General features: G+C 70.5%; 14 protein-coding genes. 1 reads left to right on the forward strand and 13 read right to left on the reverse strand.

The features are described 5' to 3' along the window. Positions 1-2: 2 nt before the first annotated feature. The 13 genes from ACFV5H_RS30670 to ACFV5H_RS30730 form a co-directional block, all read right to left on the reverse strand. Positions 3-581, reverse strand: coding sequence for a hypothetical protein (locus tag ACFV5H_RS30670; RefSeq protein WP_385198201.1), 579 nt, complete (start codon positions 579-581; stop codon positions 3-5). Positions 582-614: 33 nt separating this feature from the next. Then, positions 615-1,217 carry a pilus assembly protein TadG-related protein gene (locus tag ACFV5H_RS30675; protein ID WP_385055048.1) on the reverse strand — a complete coding sequence of 201 codons (603 nt, stop codon included), beginning with the start codon at positions 1,215-1,217 and terminating at the stop codon, positions 615-617. Then, positions 1,214-1,447: a hypothetical protein gene (locus ACFV5H_RS30680; protein ID WP_030859896.1), complete on the reverse strand. Its 234-nt coding sequence runs from the start codon at positions 1,445-1,447 to the stop codon at positions 1,214-1,216. Before ACFV5H_RS30680 ends, ACFV5H_RS30675 begins: the two co-directional genes overlap by 4 nt. A 160-nt stretch (positions 1,448-1,607) precedes the next feature. Next, positions 1,608-2,471, reverse strand: coding sequence for a response regulator (locus tag ACFV5H_RS30685; protein ID WP_385198203.1), 864 nt, complete (start codon positions 2,469-2,471; stop codon positions 1,608-1,610). Continuing rightward, positions 2,468-4,051, reverse strand: a complete 1,584-nt coding sequence (locus ACFV5H_RS30690; protein WP_385198205.1) for a sensor histidine kinase — start codon at positions 4,049-4,051, stop codon at positions 2,468-2,470. Before ACFV5H_RS30690 ends, ACFV5H_RS30685 begins: the two co-directional genes overlap by 4 nt. An 18-nt stretch (positions 4,052-4,069) precedes the next feature. Beyond that, positions 4,070-4,957, reverse strand: coding sequence for a DUF5936 domain-containing protein (locus ACFV5H_RS30695; RefSeq protein WP_385055039.1), 888 nt, complete (start codon positions 4,955-4,957; stop codon positions 4,070-4,072). A 21-nt stretch (positions 4,958-4,978) separates the two neighbouring features. Then, positions 4,979-5,923, reverse strand: coding sequence for a type II secretion system F family protein (locus ACFV5H_RS30700; RefSeq protein ID WP_385055036.1), 945 nt, complete (start codon positions 5,921-5,923; stop codon positions 4,979-4,981). Between the two features lie 11 nt (positions 5,924-5,934). Further along, complete coding sequence (locus ACFV5H_RS30705) at positions 5,935-7,272, reverse strand: CpaF family protein (RefSeq protein WP_385055033.1); 1,338 nt, start codon at positions 7,270-7,272, stop codon at positions 5,935-5,937. Between the two features lie 14 nt (positions 7,273-7,286). Continuing rightward, positions 7,287-7,679: a TadE/TadG family type IV pilus assembly protein gene (locus ACFV5H_RS30710; protein ID WP_385198207.1), complete on the reverse strand. Its 393-nt coding sequence runs from the start codon at positions 7,677-7,679 to the stop codon at positions 7,287-7,289. 1 nt (position 7,680) lies between these two features. Then, positions 7,681-8,067: a pilus assembly protein gene (locus tag ACFV5H_RS30715; protein ID WP_385198208.1), complete on the reverse strand. Its 387-nt coding sequence runs from the start codon at positions 8,065-8,067 to the stop codon at positions 7,681-7,683. Continuing rightward, complete coding sequence (locus tag ACFV5H_RS30720) at positions 8,064-9,323, reverse strand: CpaE family protein (RefSeq protein WP_385055025.1); 1,260 nt, start codon at positions 9,321-9,323, stop codon at positions 8,064-8,066. Before ACFV5H_RS30720 ends, ACFV5H_RS30715 begins: the two co-directional genes overlap by 4 nt. A gap of 9 nt (positions 9,324-9,332) precedes the next feature. Beyond that, entirely contained in the window at positions 9,333-10,040 is a 708-nt protein-coding gene (cpaB, locus tag ACFV5H_RS30725) for a Flp pilus assembly protein CpaB (RefSeq protein WP_385055023.1), read from the reverse strand. Positions 10,041-10,110: 70 nt separating this feature from the next. Beyond that, the gene (locus ACFV5H_RS30730) at positions 10,111-10,944 is read right to left on the reverse strand and encodes a hypothetical protein (RefSeq protein ID WP_385055130.1); all 834 of its coding nucleotides are present in this window, start codon (positions 10,942-10,944) and stop codon (positions 10,111-10,113) included. A gap of 409 nt (positions 10,945-11,353) precedes the next feature. Between ACFV5H_RS30730 and ACFV5H_RS30735 the strand changes: the two genes are divergently transcribed. Then, the gene (locus ACFV5H_RS30735; RefSeq protein WP_385198210.1) at positions 11,354-13,066 is read left to right on the forward strand and encodes a chitinase; all 1,713 of its coding nucleotides are present in this window, start codon (positions 11,354-11,356) and stop codon (positions 13,064-13,066) included. The last annotated feature ends 143 nt before the right edge of the window (positions 13,067-13,209 follow it).

Here is a 13,209-nt window from a genome sequence, read left to right on the forward strand (position 1 = left end):
CCTCACCCGGAGATCTTGATCGTGCCGCTGGAGAACGTCGGTACCTGCAACGTTACGTCTGCCGTGTCGGTCGGCGGGGCGGGGAACTGCATGAAGACAGGAAGGGCCTGACCTCCGTTGAGGGTGGTGAGACCCGTCGTCGTCAGCGGTCGGCCGTCCGTGTCTCGCAACACGTAATAGCGCTTCTTTCCCTTCGAGTCCACGAGGGTGGCACCTCCGAGCGACGGGCCGTGGCTGACGACCTCGGTCTCGTCGCCGCTCATCTGAGGTGGAACGGCAACTGATTCCGCGCCGTCGTTCTTGAGATTTCCGCTCACGGTGACGAAGCCGCCGGAATCCCGTACGGCAGAGGTGATCTGGAGGAGCAGTCCGTCTGTGCCTTTGAGCTCGGCCAGTGGCGTCTCCGCCTGCCCCTCCTGAGCACTCGGCTGCGATCCACCGTCCTTGGAAGCGGATGACGAAGGCTCCGGCTTGTCGTCGTCGCCACCACCGCCGCAGCCCGCCATACCGAGAGCCAGGCCGGCCACAGCGGTCAACGCGACCATCCCCCTGCGGGCCTTGGCAGTGATCCGAATGCTCATCTCTCTGCTTCCTTCATCACTCGTCGTCGCTTGTCAGTCGGCCAGGTGGACTTCGAACAGGTCTTCGGGCTCGGGGAGGAGTTCGACGGGCCCCTTCGGGTCCAGCTCCCATTCCTCGCCCTCGCAGGTGAGCAGCGGCAGTACGTCTTCTCCGGCGTCCTCGGACGGGAGCTGGAAAGTGCAGCGGGGTTCGATCACAGCGGTGGCGGTCGCGTTGGAGCGGCGGTTTTCCGTACCGGGGACCACTGAGTCTCCAACGGTCTTGTCGGTCTCGACCTCGACCTTGTAGCCGAGGAGGCCCTCCAGGCCGCATCCGATCACGCTGGCGTCGTTCCGCGCGGCAAGCTCGTACGCCCGCCCGCAGGTGAGACCGATGCCGTCGACGTTGCCGTTGAAGATGGCCTGCCACTTCGCCGGGTCGAGCAGGTCCTGGACCCACCGGTCCGCGAGCGCGTCCCGAGTGTCCTGTGCCGCCGCGAGTGCCGCCGCATCAGCGGCAGTCTGCGCACCGTTCCGATTCGCTGCGGCCTGGCCGACCGCGAAGTACGCGAGCGCAAGAAAGAGCAGGCCCCCCACCACCGTGATGTAGATGGGGAAGGCCTGCCCCGCGTCGCCCGAGCGGCGGAATGGCGTCAAGGAGCGACCTTGGCGATCTGCGCGTTGATCTTGCCGAGGATGGTCTGGCCGATGCTCGTGCCGGTGATCGCGAGCACGATCAGCACGACCACCGCGATGATGCCCAGGTACTCGACCGCGGTCTGCCCCTTGTCGGCGTTGCGGCGCCGCATGGCCTCGACCGTCGTGTTCTTCCAGCCGTTGACGCGGACCTTGGTCGCGACGGCGGTCTTCATCATCAGGTCGCTCATGGTGTTCCCCTCCGGCTGACGCAATAGCGGCCTGCTCCGTAGGGCCGCTTTCGGCGTCTGCAACGTACGGGCGGGAGCCTTGCCCGTCAGAGGGCCCCAGGGCCCAATCCCGGGCCCAATCGCGGGCCCAGTTCCTCGCCGTCCTTGCCGTCACCGGAGGTCACCCCGCCCCTCGGCCCGAACCCGGTGTCGTGCCGAGCCACTTCGCCGCGGCCTCGGAACGGCTCGTGCTGTGGAGCTTCGCGAAGATGCGGTTGATGTGGTTCTTGACCGTCTTCTCGCTGATGAAGCACGTGGCGGCGATCTGCTGGTTGTTCATGCCGGATGCGATGAGGTCCATGACCTCCGCCTCCCTCGTGCTCAGTTGGTACCTCGACCTGTCGGGAGCGGCCGGGCGGCCGCCTGTCCATCCAGACGACGATCGTGCCATATCCGGTTGCAGTTGCGAAAGGTTTTCCGCAGAAGTAGGCAGGGGTGGGATGTGGGGCATGCCGAGTCCGTTTGTGGTGGCGTTAGTTGTGCGCGCGGTCCCCAGCCCCTCCGGTAGCGACCTGGGCGGTCGCGGGTCCTGGCGTAGTTGCGAGAGCAACGCTCCTGCCGCTGTGGGGGTGAAGTGGGGCCTGCCCTCCCTGATGTCGCGGATCGCCGACACCAGCTGGTCCGCCGTGAACTCGCCGTGGACCAGGTAGCCGCCCGCCCCCCTGCGCAGCGCCTCCTGGACGATCTCCGACTCCCTGCTGTACGTCAGCATCACCACAGGTGCGATCCGTACCAGGTACGGGAGTGCCGAGATGCCGTCCACGCCGGGCATCCGGACGTCCAGGAGGACCACGTCGGGGCGGTGGGTGCGGGCCGCCTCGCAGGCCTCCCGGCCGTCGGCCGCCTCCGCCACCACCGTGATGTCCTCGCGTCCGGTGAGGAGGGCGGTCAGCCCGGCGCGGACCACCGGGTTGTCGTCTGCCACGACCACCCGGAGGGGGGCCGGGGGCGGGACGTTCGCGAAGGGGTTCGGTGGTGTCGTCATGGGGTGGCCTCCGTGGGGGTCGTCACGGCCGCCAGTGGCAGTTCCAGGCGGACTTCGGTGCCTTGTGTGTGCGCGCCCCGGCCTATGCGGATGCGGGCGCCGACCGAGGCCGCCCGCTCGACCATGCCGACGAGGCCGAAGTGGCCGGCGCGGCGGAGTTGTTCGAGGTCGGTGCCGGGCGGGAGGCCGGTGCCGTCGTCGTACACGCTGATGCGGAGCAGGTCGCCGTGGACGCCGGCGTGGACGTCGACCTTGGTCGGTCGCGCGTGGCGATGGGCGTTCTCCATGGCCTCCGACGCGATGGTGAGGAGTTGGCGGGCCACGGCGGGCGGGACGGGCGGGACCGCGTGTTCGCCGGTGGGGCGGTAGATCGCGGGGACGCCGGTGCGGGTGGTGAAGTCCCGGGTACGGGCGGCCAGTTCCACCAGTACGTCCGTGCCCTGGCCGGGGTCCGACTCCCTGCGCAGGTCCGCCAGGAGTTCCCGGGACTCGGCGGCGGCCCTGCGGGCCGAGCGGGCCACCAGTTCCGCCTGTTGTCTCACCAGGGCCGGATTCATGTGCGGGGCGCTCGCCGTGCCGGTCAGGCCGTCCGCCGCCAGGGCCACTCCGTGAAGGGTCTTGGCCACCGAGTCGTGCATCTCGCGCGCCAGGCGGGCCCGTTCGGCGCTGACTGCCTCCGTGACGGCCAGGCGGGCCCGGACCGTGGTCAGGGCCTGGGTTGCCGTGCCCAGGCGGAGCATGAGATTGCGGAGGCTGGAGCCGACCGCGCCGGCGATCACGCAGAGGCCGGGGAGGAGGAGTGCTTCCGCCGGGTCCGTTCGGGGGTTGTCCAGGGCCGCGTGGACCAGGAGGAGGATCAGGCCCTGGAGGGAGGCGAAGACCGCCGCGCCGCGCCAGCCGTAGATCAGGCCCGCGAGGAGGGGGGTGCAGACGCTGACGTAGGCGAGGGTGGTGTCGGGGCCCGCCGAGATCAGGAGCAGGGCTCCGAAGAGGGTGTCCGCCGCCAGGAGGGTGGGGTGGCGGAGGAGGAGGGGGCCGAAGCGTTCCCAGTCCCTGAAGAGGACGTAGGAGGCCATGAAAGTGGCCACTACCGCCATGCCGACGAGGCGGGTGCTCCAGCCGGGGGCGGCGTTGAGGAGGGCGGAGGGGGTCGCCAGCGCGATCATCGCCAGGCGGAAACCGAATGCCTGCCGGCACAGGGCCTGGAGGGCGTTGATCTGGATCTGGACGTCCGGGCCCGGTGCGGGTGCCGGTGCCGGTGCGGGTTGTGGGGGGTGCGTCCGGCCTTCGGCCGGACGGGGGTTCCCACCCGCACCACCCGTGCGGCTCTCGTTGTCGGGTGCGGGTGGCCCCTGCGGGGGCCCAGCAGCGTCGGCGGCTGACGGTTCGGGCCGCCGGGGCTGTGTGCTCTTCGCCGGTTCCCAGCCCGGCGGCAGTGCCGGGGTCACCGATGTCACCGGGATGTCCGGGGCGCCCGTCCGCGCGTGGGGCGGGAGGACCGTGCCCGCCGGTGGGGTGGTGATCTCCGACGGTCTGGCCGCGCGGCGGAACAGCCCCGTGCGTTCCCCGGTCGTCGTCATCGCACCCCGCCCCCTGCCCTACTCGCCCGTGACCGCGCCGAAGTCGATGCCGGAGCCGAGGATCAGGCCGGCGCCGAGGAGGATCATCGTGGCCGGAACCATGAACGTGGTGATCATCATGGTGGCCTTCGGGACCGCTCGGGCCGCCTTGCGGCGGGCGTTCTGCGCGTCCGTACGGCGCATGTCCTTCGCCAGGGACACCAGCGTGTCCACGATCGGCGCCCCCAGCTCCTCGCCCTGCTGCAACGCCGTGACGAACATCGCCACCTGTTCGGAGTCGTTGCGGCGGCGCAGTTCCGCGAACGCCTGCCTGCGGCTCATGCCCAGGTCCATCTGGCGGAGTGTGATGCGCAGTTCGTCCGCCCACGGGCCCTCGTACTTCTGCGACACCCGGTCCAGGGCCTGCCGGAAGCCCAGACCCGCGCTCACCACCACCGCCAGCACGTCCAGGAAGTCCGGCAGCGTCCGCTCGATGACGTCCCTGCGGACGCGGATCGCCGACCAGATGCCGACCTCCGTCCAGAACGCGCCGAAGGCCAGGAGCAGCAGGGCCATGAAGAGCTGGCCGCGCATCAGGAACACCAGGAAGCCCAGCCCGCCGAGCGCCCCGTACACCGCGCGGCGGGCCGCGTAACGGTCGATGGTCAGACCGCCGGGGTTGCCCGCCAGGTCGATCTTGCGGCGGTACCTGGCGACCTGCTTGGGGCCCATGACGCGCAGCACGGCGGGGGCGTAACGCATGCCCATGCGGTCGACGAGGGAGTCGACCGCGCCCGTGCGGGTGGAGCCGACCTCCAGGGCGAGGGCCAGGTCGCTGGGGAGTTTCACCTCCGCCCGGTACATGCGGACGCCGGCGAAGACGCCGTAGACGGCGAGGCCCATCAGGAGGGCCAGCAGAAGTGCCATGTCGGTCGGCCTCCTCGCCTCTCAGACGTCGATGCGGGACAGGCGGCGGATGAGGACGAAGCCGATGGCGTAGAGGCCGAACGCGACGACCACCGCGGCCTGTCCGGCCGGGGAGCCGGTCATGCGGTCCAGGGCCCCGTCCTTCACGCCGTTCATCAGGAACAGCGAGCCGATGCCGAGCACGGGGACGGCGTACGACGTCATGCTGACCTGGGAGAGCTGCGTACGGACCTCCCGGCGGGTCTCCTTCCTCTCCTCCAGCGTCTCGGTCAGGTTGCGCAGGGCGCTCACCACCTGGCCGCCCGCCCTGTTGGACAGCACGAGGGTGGTGACCAGGACGACCAGCTCACGGGACGGGAGGCGGTCGGCGAGTTCGCCGAGGGCGTCGTCCATCGACGCGCCCACCGCCAACTGGTTGGCGACCTTGGACAGTTCCTCGCCCGCCGGGGCCTCCAGCTCCTCCGCCGCCATGCCGATGGCCGTACGGAGGGCGAGACCGGCCTGGGTGGCGTTGGCGAGAATGCGGGCCAGTTCCGGGAGCTGGTTGATGAACTTCTCGATGCGTTTCTGCCGCTGCCAGTTGAGGAACTGCAACGCCAGCCAGACGCCGAGCAGGCCGGCGATCGGGCCGAAGAAGGGGGCGAGGGTCGCCTGGCCGATGAGCCACAGGCCGGCGACCGTGGCGAGCATGTAGACGAAGAACTCGCCGGGGGTGATGTCCAGGCCGGTGGCCGCCAGGCGCAGTTCGAGCTTCTTGCCGAGTCCGGTGCGGCGCAGGCGGCGGTCCAGGGTGGGGAAGTGGCGCCGTCGGCCGGCGACGGGGATCTGGCCGGTGGCCGACAGCCGGTCCACCAGCGCCTGCCGCTGTGCCCTGCCGGTGGCGTACGACTGCACGCCGACGACCGCGAGGACGCAGGTCAGCAGCGTGATGCCGGTGGTCAGCGTGATCAGGTTCTGCAGATCCATGGGGACGGTTCCTACCTGGCTTCTCGGGTGGCGAGCTGGTCGTAGGACTGGGCGATGCCGAACGCCTGGGGGACGGGCTGGCTCGCCATGTAGAGGCGGTCGGCGGTGCGGCGCGGGAGGGGGTAGTGCTCGTAGGCGCCGTGGACGCGGCCGTCGGCGGTCATGGGCTGTGCGTGGAAGCGGGCGACCGTGGTCAGCCGGTACGGCTCCGACGCGTGGCTCTCCAGCAGGGCGACCTCGGTGATGCGGCGGGCGCCGTCGGCGAAGCGGGTGAGCTGGACGATGACGTCGACGGCGCTGTTGATCTGGTCGTGGAGCGCCACGAACGGGATCTCGACGTCCGACATGGAGGCGAGGGTCTGGAGCCGCATCAGGGCGTCCTCGGCGCTGTTGGCGTGGACGGTCGCGAGGGAGCCGTCGTGGCCCGTCGACATCGCCTGGAGCATGTCCAGGGACTCGCCGCCGCGGACCTCACCGACGACGATGCGGTCGGGGCGCATACGGAGGGAGTTGCGGACCAGGTCGCGGATGGTGACCTGGCCCTTGCCCTCGACGTTCGGCGGGCGGGACTCCAGGCGGATGACGTGCGGCTGCTGGAGCTGGAGTTCGGCGGAGTCCTCGATGGTGATGATGCGTTCGCGCTCGGGGATCAGACCGGAGAGGGCGTTCAGGAGGGTCGTCTTCCCGGTGCCCGTCGCGCCGGACACGATGACGTTGAAGCGGGCCTGCACCAGGCCGGCCAGCAGGTACAGCATGTGGTCGTCCAGCGAGCCGAGGCCGATCAGTTCCTGGAGGGTGAAGGAACGGGGGAAGCGGCGGATGGTGAGGGTGGCGCCGGTCAGGGAGAGCGGCGGGATGATGACGTTGACGCGTTCGCCGGAGGGGAGGCGGGCGTCGACCATGGGGTTCGACTCGTCGACGCGGCGGTTGACGGTGGAGACGATGCGTTCGATCGTCTGCATGAGCTGGTCGTTGGAGGCGAAGCGGAGCGGGAGTTGTTCGACCCGCCCGCCGCGCTCCACGAAGATGGCGTCGGGGCCGTTCACCATGATCTCGGTGATGGACGCGTCCTCCAGCAGGGGTTCCAGGATGCCGAGGCCCAGTGCCTCGTCGACGACCCGGCGGATCAGCTGGGAGCGTTCGACGGTCGACAGGACCGGGCCCTCGCGGCTGATGATGTGGCCGAGGACGCGTTCCAGCCGGGCCCGGCGCTCGGCCGCCGCCAGCGAACTCATCTCCGCGAGGTCGATCTCCTCCAGGAGCTTGGCGCGGTAGGAGGCGACCAGGTGGCCGTCCTCGCCCCGTCCGGCCGTCTCCTCGGGGGAGTTGATGCGTGCCCGCAGGCTCATGGGTCGCTCGCTCCTCAGTGGTCTCGCGGCATCGTGGCGGACTTGCGGGCGGGGCCGAAGTCCCAGCCCGGCACGATCGAGGGGATGTCGACCGTGGCGGTGACGGTGATCTCGTCGCCTCCCGGATAGCCCTCGCAGGAGGTGCCGTCGGCGAGCCAGTCGCTGATGGCGGCCCTGCAGGTGTAGCCGTACGCCTCGCCCAGCGACGCGCTGCGCGCCGCCGCGCGTGCCGCCGTGCCGGCCTGCTGGGCGGTGTAGGCGACCAGGCCGAGCTGTACGGCGGCCATGGCGACGATGAGCAGGATCGGGAGGAAGCCGAGGTATTCGATGGCGACCTGGCCGCGGTCGCGGAGCCGGTGTGCGTTCGGCCCGTGCGGCTTGTGCGGCCTGTGCGGTTCGTACGGCATGTCAGTCCGTCTCCTCCTCGACCGCGCCCGCGTGTCCCTCCACGTCGAGGGGGAGGGAGATGGCGCCGGGGAAGAGGAGGGGGACGTTCAGCTTCACGTCCGCGGTGACGAAGCCTCCCGAGGTCGTGCAGTTCACGGTCGCTCCCCCCGCCCACGCTTCCGACAGCTTGTCCCTCCCGGCCTCCTGGCAGGCGCCCTGGCGTGCGCCCGGTGCCGCCGCCGTGGCCGCCCGTACGGCCTCGTCCGCAGCATTCCCCGCGAGCGTGAACGCGTACCCCACCAGTACGAGCTGCCACAGCACCACCAGCGTCACGAGGATCGTGGGGGTCATGCCGAGGAACTCGATGGTCACCTGGCCCCGGTCACGCGCGGGTGATGCCGCTTTCATGGTCGTCCCCCTCCGTCCCTGCGCCGCCGGAAGCTCACCGACCCCCGGTCGCCGCGCGGCCTGCCGCCCTTGTGGGCGCCCTCGGCTGCCTTGACCAGGCCGAGTTCACCGGCCAGGCCCCACAGGGCCTGCTTCACCGTGCTCTTGTTCTCCAGCTCGTGGACGCGGCCGGCGTCCACGACGGCCTGCAGTTCCTTGAAGTGGGCGGGGATCACGGTGGCCGCGACCGCGGTGGCGGTGATCTTCCGGATGAGCGGGGGCTGGATCTCCGTGGACCGGGTGTGCCGGTTGACGACCACGGTGGTCTCCTCGGCCTTGCGGATCTGCAGCCGGTCCCACATCCGCACCGCCCGCTTGGCGCCCCGTACGGCGATCACGTCGGGGGTGGTGACCAGCAGGGCCGTGTCGGCCATCTCCACGGCCGCCGCGCCGGCGCCGCCGAGCTGGGCTCCGCAGTCGATGACGACGACCTCGTAGCGGGAACGCAGGGCGCTGACGATCTGGCGGGTGGCGCGGTCGGTGACGTCCTCGCCGCGTTCGCCCTCACCGGGGGCGAGCAGCAGGGCGAGGCCGGTGTCGTGGCGGAAGACGGCGTCGGCGAGGACGCGCGGGGAGATGTCGCCCACGGCGGCGAGGTCGACGACGGAGCGGCGGAACTGGACGTCCAGGTAGGCGGCGACGTCGCCGGTCTGGAGGTCCATGTCGACGAGGGCGGTGGTGCGGCCGGAGGCCTGGGCGGCGAGGGCGAGCTGGATGGCCGTCAGGGTCGCGCCGACGCCGCCCTTGGCGCCGCTGACGGTGACGACGGTGCCGCCGACGCCGGTGAACACGTCACCGCCGGAGCCGAGGTGGCGCCGTACGCCGGCGGACCACTGGGCGACGGCCTGGACGCGGCTGGCGAGTTCCTCGTAGCCGAGCGGGAGGGCGACCAGGCCGCGGGCGCCGTAGTCCATGGCTGCCTGGAAGAGACCGGGGCTCGCGTCGGAGGTGACGAGGATGACACCGACGGCGGGAAAGCGCAGGGCGACTTCGCGGATCAGCTCCAGGGCGGGGACGGGGCCGATCCGCTCGTGCACGACCACGACCTCGGGCAGTTCGTCGACGGACTCGGCGGCCAGGCGGGCGAGGGTGTCGATGAGCTGGGTGGAGTCGACCACCGGGGCCACCGGCTCGGCGTCCGGGAGCTGGCTGAGCAGTGTGGTGAGGGACCGGACCGCGTCCGCGTCGCCGACTGCCGGCAGGATCCTCGTGGGCATGCGGGCCTCTCACTTGTCCTTCGCGAGTTCGTACGTCCGCTGCGAGTCCGGGACGGTGCTGTCGGTTCCGGGTGCGACCAGCGCGAGGCGGACCCGCTGGGCGAACGACTCGGCGTAGGTGATGCGCTGGGCGTCGACGGCGGACAGCGCGAAGGTGATCGGGACGGCGTCGGTGGGCTCCCGGCCGCGGTCGTTCTCGTCGGGCTGGAGGGCGGTGAGCTTGCCGACGTCGAGGACCTTGGCGTTGGTCACGATGATTCTGGACTGGTCGGGGTCGCCCTCGCGCTCGCCCTCGAAGGTGGCGTAGACGTTGACCGAGGAGCCCGGTGTGATCTTGCCGGCGACGCCGGTGGCCGCGTCGATCATGATGGCGACCTCCTGCTGCCCCGGCTGCAGGGCGGGCTGGTTCACGATCATGTCGCTCTGCAGCAGGGAGCCCTCCTGCAGATCGGTCACGGCGATCTTGCCCCGGATCTCGTCCAGGTCGGTGACGGCGTTCTTCGACAGCCACCGCTCGGGCATCTCGATCTTCTCGAACTGGCCCGTGCTGAGGGGGGTGTAGGGCGCCACGTCCGTCTTCAGCCGGTACGCGGTGACCTCGGGGCCGACCTTGGACTCCACGTCGCTGATGACGGAGAGCACGCCGGCGAACGCGCCGAGGGCGCACAGGACCGACAGAAGCAGGAGTATCACGCCGCGGCGCTGACGGGAGTTCATGAACCGTGCAACCTCATCGGGGATATCGGTCGAGCGGACTCGGGCGGGATCGTGCGGTGGGTGTGAGGGGTCAGGTGCCCCGGGTGAGGGCCGGCGTGCCCTCGGGGGCGGGTGGTACGGCGGAGCAGAACACGCACCGGTCGCCGATGACGTCGATGCCGCACCAGTGGCAGACACCGCGCCGTACGGAGGTGACCAGCTGGTACAGGACGGACAGGTCGGGCAGGTAGGTGCAGAACTCGACGATCCTGCCGGTCCCCCACCAGCCGGGGGACTCGGCGGGGAGCGGCGTCTCGCGCAGGCCCTGGACCTTCCAGGAGGGGGCCAGGGTGGTGGTGACCCAGTCGGACTGGAGCTGGCCCTTGGCGACGAGCATCCAGGTACCGAACTCGGGTCCGTCCAGGGAGGCTTCGGGGCCGAGGCGGACGAGTTGCGGCTGCGGGTGGGCGAGTACGGCGAACTGGCTGCCGGGCATCCAGGACCTGGCGTGCTGCTTCAGGTCGACGGGGACGCGGTCGAGGCGGGCGACGGAGCCGAGCAGGGCCCCGGAGTGGATGTAGTGGATCAGCAGCCGGCCGGCGGAGGCGAGGACGCCGGGGCTGAGGTCGCAGGAGGCGAGCTGCCGCAACTGGCGGGCCAGGACGGCCAGTCCGAGCGGTGGCAGATCGGGACGGAAGAGGGCTATCCGGTCGCTCTCCAGCAGGGAGCGCAGGGTGTGCAGGCGCCGCTGGACGGCGGTGGGGGCGGCCTGGGAGCAGACCACGATGACGTGCCCGTGGTGCTCGATGACCGACTGCAGTTCGGTCAGGACCTGTTCGAGCGGGCGGGTGTCGATGTCCCGCAGCACCACGGCGGGCAGGGTTCGCTCGTCCTGGGCCGGCAGCGCCATGTCGGCGCCGGTCACGGCAATGGCAGTTGGCACGCGCGGCTCCCCGTTCTCCCCAGGCCCCTCGGCCCATCGGGCGTCACTCCGATGCACCCTGGTGACTTCACTGCGTGACTACGTCAGCACTGTATCCGCGGGCCTGTGGCCGGAGAACAGCGTTTGAGCAGCCGAACAGCAACTGCTGGTGCACAAGGTGCTTCAAAACGGGACACGTTGAGCATCTCGCCGGTCTCGATCGGGTCCCGCAGGTGTGGATCCCGTGCACCGCCTTGACGCCGGGCGTCACCCCGGGGCCGGTTCGCTGGTCGATTTTGGTCTGGACCTATTGACAACAGGATTGGTCTGGACCACCTTGTGCTGCACACGGTGGCCACCGTCGCTCGTACTTCCTCCTCTCCCCCACCCTTCTCCCCCACCGGAGGCCCCAGTGAACCGCGCACCAGGAACGCCCGTTCGCAGCAGACGTCTCTGGGCCGGAGCCTTCGTCTCCGCCCTCGCCCTGGCCCTTCCCCTCGCCGGCGCGGGCCAGGCGTCCGCGGCGGACGTCAACAACGCCAGGAACGCCGGCTTCGAGGCGGGCCTGAGCAACTGGACCTGTTCGGCGAACAGCGGCGCGACCGTCTCCTCCCCGGTGCACGGCGGTACGGCCGCGCTCAGGGCCACGCCCGCCGGGCAGGACAACGCCCGCTGCTCCCAGACGGTCGCGGTGAAGCCCGGCTCCACGTACAGGCTGAGCGGGTGGGTGCAGGGCGGGTACGCCTACCTGGGCGTGACCGGCACCGGAACGACGGACGTGTCCACCTGGACCCCGGACTCCGGCAGCTGGAAGCAGCTGTCGACCAGCTTCTCCACCGGTTCCTCCACCACCTCGGTGACGGTCTACACCCACGGCTGGTACGGCCAGGCCGCCTACCACGTGGACGACCTGTCGGTGTTCGGTCCCGACGGGGGCGGCGGCGGTGAACCGGAGCCGACGGTCCCGGGCACACCGGGCGGTCTGTCCGTCTCCGGTACGACGTCGTCGTCGGTGTCGCTGGCCTGGAACACGGTGTCGGGGGCGACCGGGTACACCGTCTACCGCGACGGTACGAAGGTGACCGCCGTGTCGGGCACGTCGGCGACGGTGACCGGCCTCGCGGCCGACACCTCGTACTCCTTCCAGGTCGCCGCGACCAACGCGGCGGGCGAGTCGCCGAAGTCGACGGCGGTGACGGCCCGCACGAAGCAGAAGGAGGACGGCGGCGGGGGCGGTGACCTGCCCGAGCACGCCGTGACCGGGTACTGGCAGAACTTCGACAACGGCGCGGCGGTGCAGCGCATCTCGGACGTCCAGAACGCCTACGACATCATCGCGGTCGCCTTCGCGGACGCCACCGGCACCCCGGGCGCCGTCACCTTCAACCTGGACTCGGCGGGCCTGAACGGCTACACCGTCGACCAGTTCAAGGCGGACGTCCGGGCCAAGCAGGCGGCCGGGAAGAAGGTCATCATCTCGGTCGGCGGCGAGAAGGGCACCGTCTCGGTGAACGACTCCGCCTCCGCGGCGAACTTCGCGAACTCGGTGTACGCCGTCATGCAGGAGTACGGCTTCGACGGCGTCGACATCGACCTGGAGAACGGCCTCAACCCGACCTACATGACGCAGGCGCTGCGGTCGCTGTCGGCGAAGGCGGGCCCGTCGATGATCCTGACGATGGCACCGCAGACCATCGACATGCAGTCGACGTCCGGCTCGTACTTCCGTACCGCGCTGAACGTGAAGGACATCCTCACGGTCGTCAACATGCAGTACTACAACAGCGGTTCCATGCTGGGCTGTGACGGCAAGGTCTACAGCCAGGGCTCGGTGGACTTCCTGACCGCGCTCGCCTGCATCCAGCTGGAGGGCGGCCTCGACCCGTCCCAGGTCGGCCTGGGCCTGCCCGCCTCGACGCGGGGCGCGGGCAGCGGCTACGTCTCCCCGTCGGTCGTGAACAACGCCCTGGACTGCCTCACCAAGGGCACCAACTGCGGCTCCTTCAAGCCGTCGAGGACCTACCCGAGCCTGCGGGGCGCGATGACCTGGTCCACCAACTGGGACGCCACGGCAGGAAACGCCTGGTCCAACGCGGTGGGCCCGCACGTCCACGCGCTTCCGTAACCGGCGCGGCCCGGACGGAGACCGCCCTGCCCCGCGACGACGTGGGGCGGGGGCGGGTAGCAGACGCGGGGGGCGGGCCCCCCAGGGGTGGCGAGCGGGACGCCCGGGGTACAAAAGAAAACCAGCACACAAGGCTAAACAAC

The sequence above is a fragment of the Streptomyces sp. NPDC059787 genome (genome assembly GCF_042732315.1).
GTDB classification, from domain to species: Bacteria; Actinomycetota; Actinomycetes; order Streptomycetales; family Streptomycetaceae; genus Streptomyces; species Streptomyces atrovirens.

What these genes read in the sequence shown, in the direction of transcription:
- ACFV5H_RS30700 (WP_385055036.1), bottom strand. Translation starts at nt 5,923, where the DNA reads ATGGATCTGCAGAACCTGATCACGCTGACCACCGGCATCACGCTGCTG.
- ACFV5H_RS30720 (WP_385055025.1), bottom strand. Translation starts at nt 9,323, where the DNA reads ATGCCCACGAGGATCCTGCCGGCAGTCGGCGACGCGGACGCGGTCCGG.
- ACFV5H_RS30680 (WP_030859896.1), bottom strand. Translation starts at nt 1,447, where the DNA reads ATGAGCGACCTGATGATGAAGACCGCCGTCGCGACCAAGGTCCGCGTC.
- cpaB (WP_385055023.1), bottom strand. Translation starts at nt 10,040, where the DNA reads ATGAACTCCCGTCAGCGCCGCGGCGTGATACTCCTGCTTCTGTCGGTC.
- ACFV5H_RS30690 (WP_385198205.1), bottom strand. Translation starts at nt 4,051, where the DNA reads ATGACGACGACCGGGGAACGCACGGGGCTGTTCCGCCGCGCGGCCAGA.
- ACFV5H_RS30710 (WP_385198207.1), bottom strand. Translation starts at nt 7,679, where the DNA reads ATGCCGTACGAACCGCACAGGCCGCACAAGCCGCACGGGCCGAACGCA.
- ACFV5H_RS30705 (WP_385055033.1), bottom strand. Translation starts at nt 7,272, where the DNA reads ATGAGCCTGCGGGCACGCATCAACTCCCCCGAGGAGACGGCCGGACGG.
- ACFV5H_RS30715 (WP_385198208.1), bottom strand. Translation starts at nt 8,067, where the DNA reads ATGAAAGCGGCATCACCCGCGCGTGACCGGGGCCAGGTGACCATCGAG.
- ACFV5H_RS30670 (WP_385198201.1), bottom strand. Translation starts at nt 581, where the DNA reads ATGAGCATTCGGATCACTGCCAAGGCCCGCAGGGGGATGGTCGCGTTG.
- ACFV5H_RS30685 (WP_385198203.1), bottom strand. Translation starts at nt 2,471, where the DNA reads ATGACGACACCACCGAACCCCTTCGCGAACGTCCCGCCCCCGGCCCCC.
- ACFV5H_RS30695 (WP_385055039.1), bottom strand. Translation starts at nt 4,957, where the DNA reads ATGGCACTTCTGCTGGCCCTCCTGATGGGCCTCGCCGTCTACGGCGTC.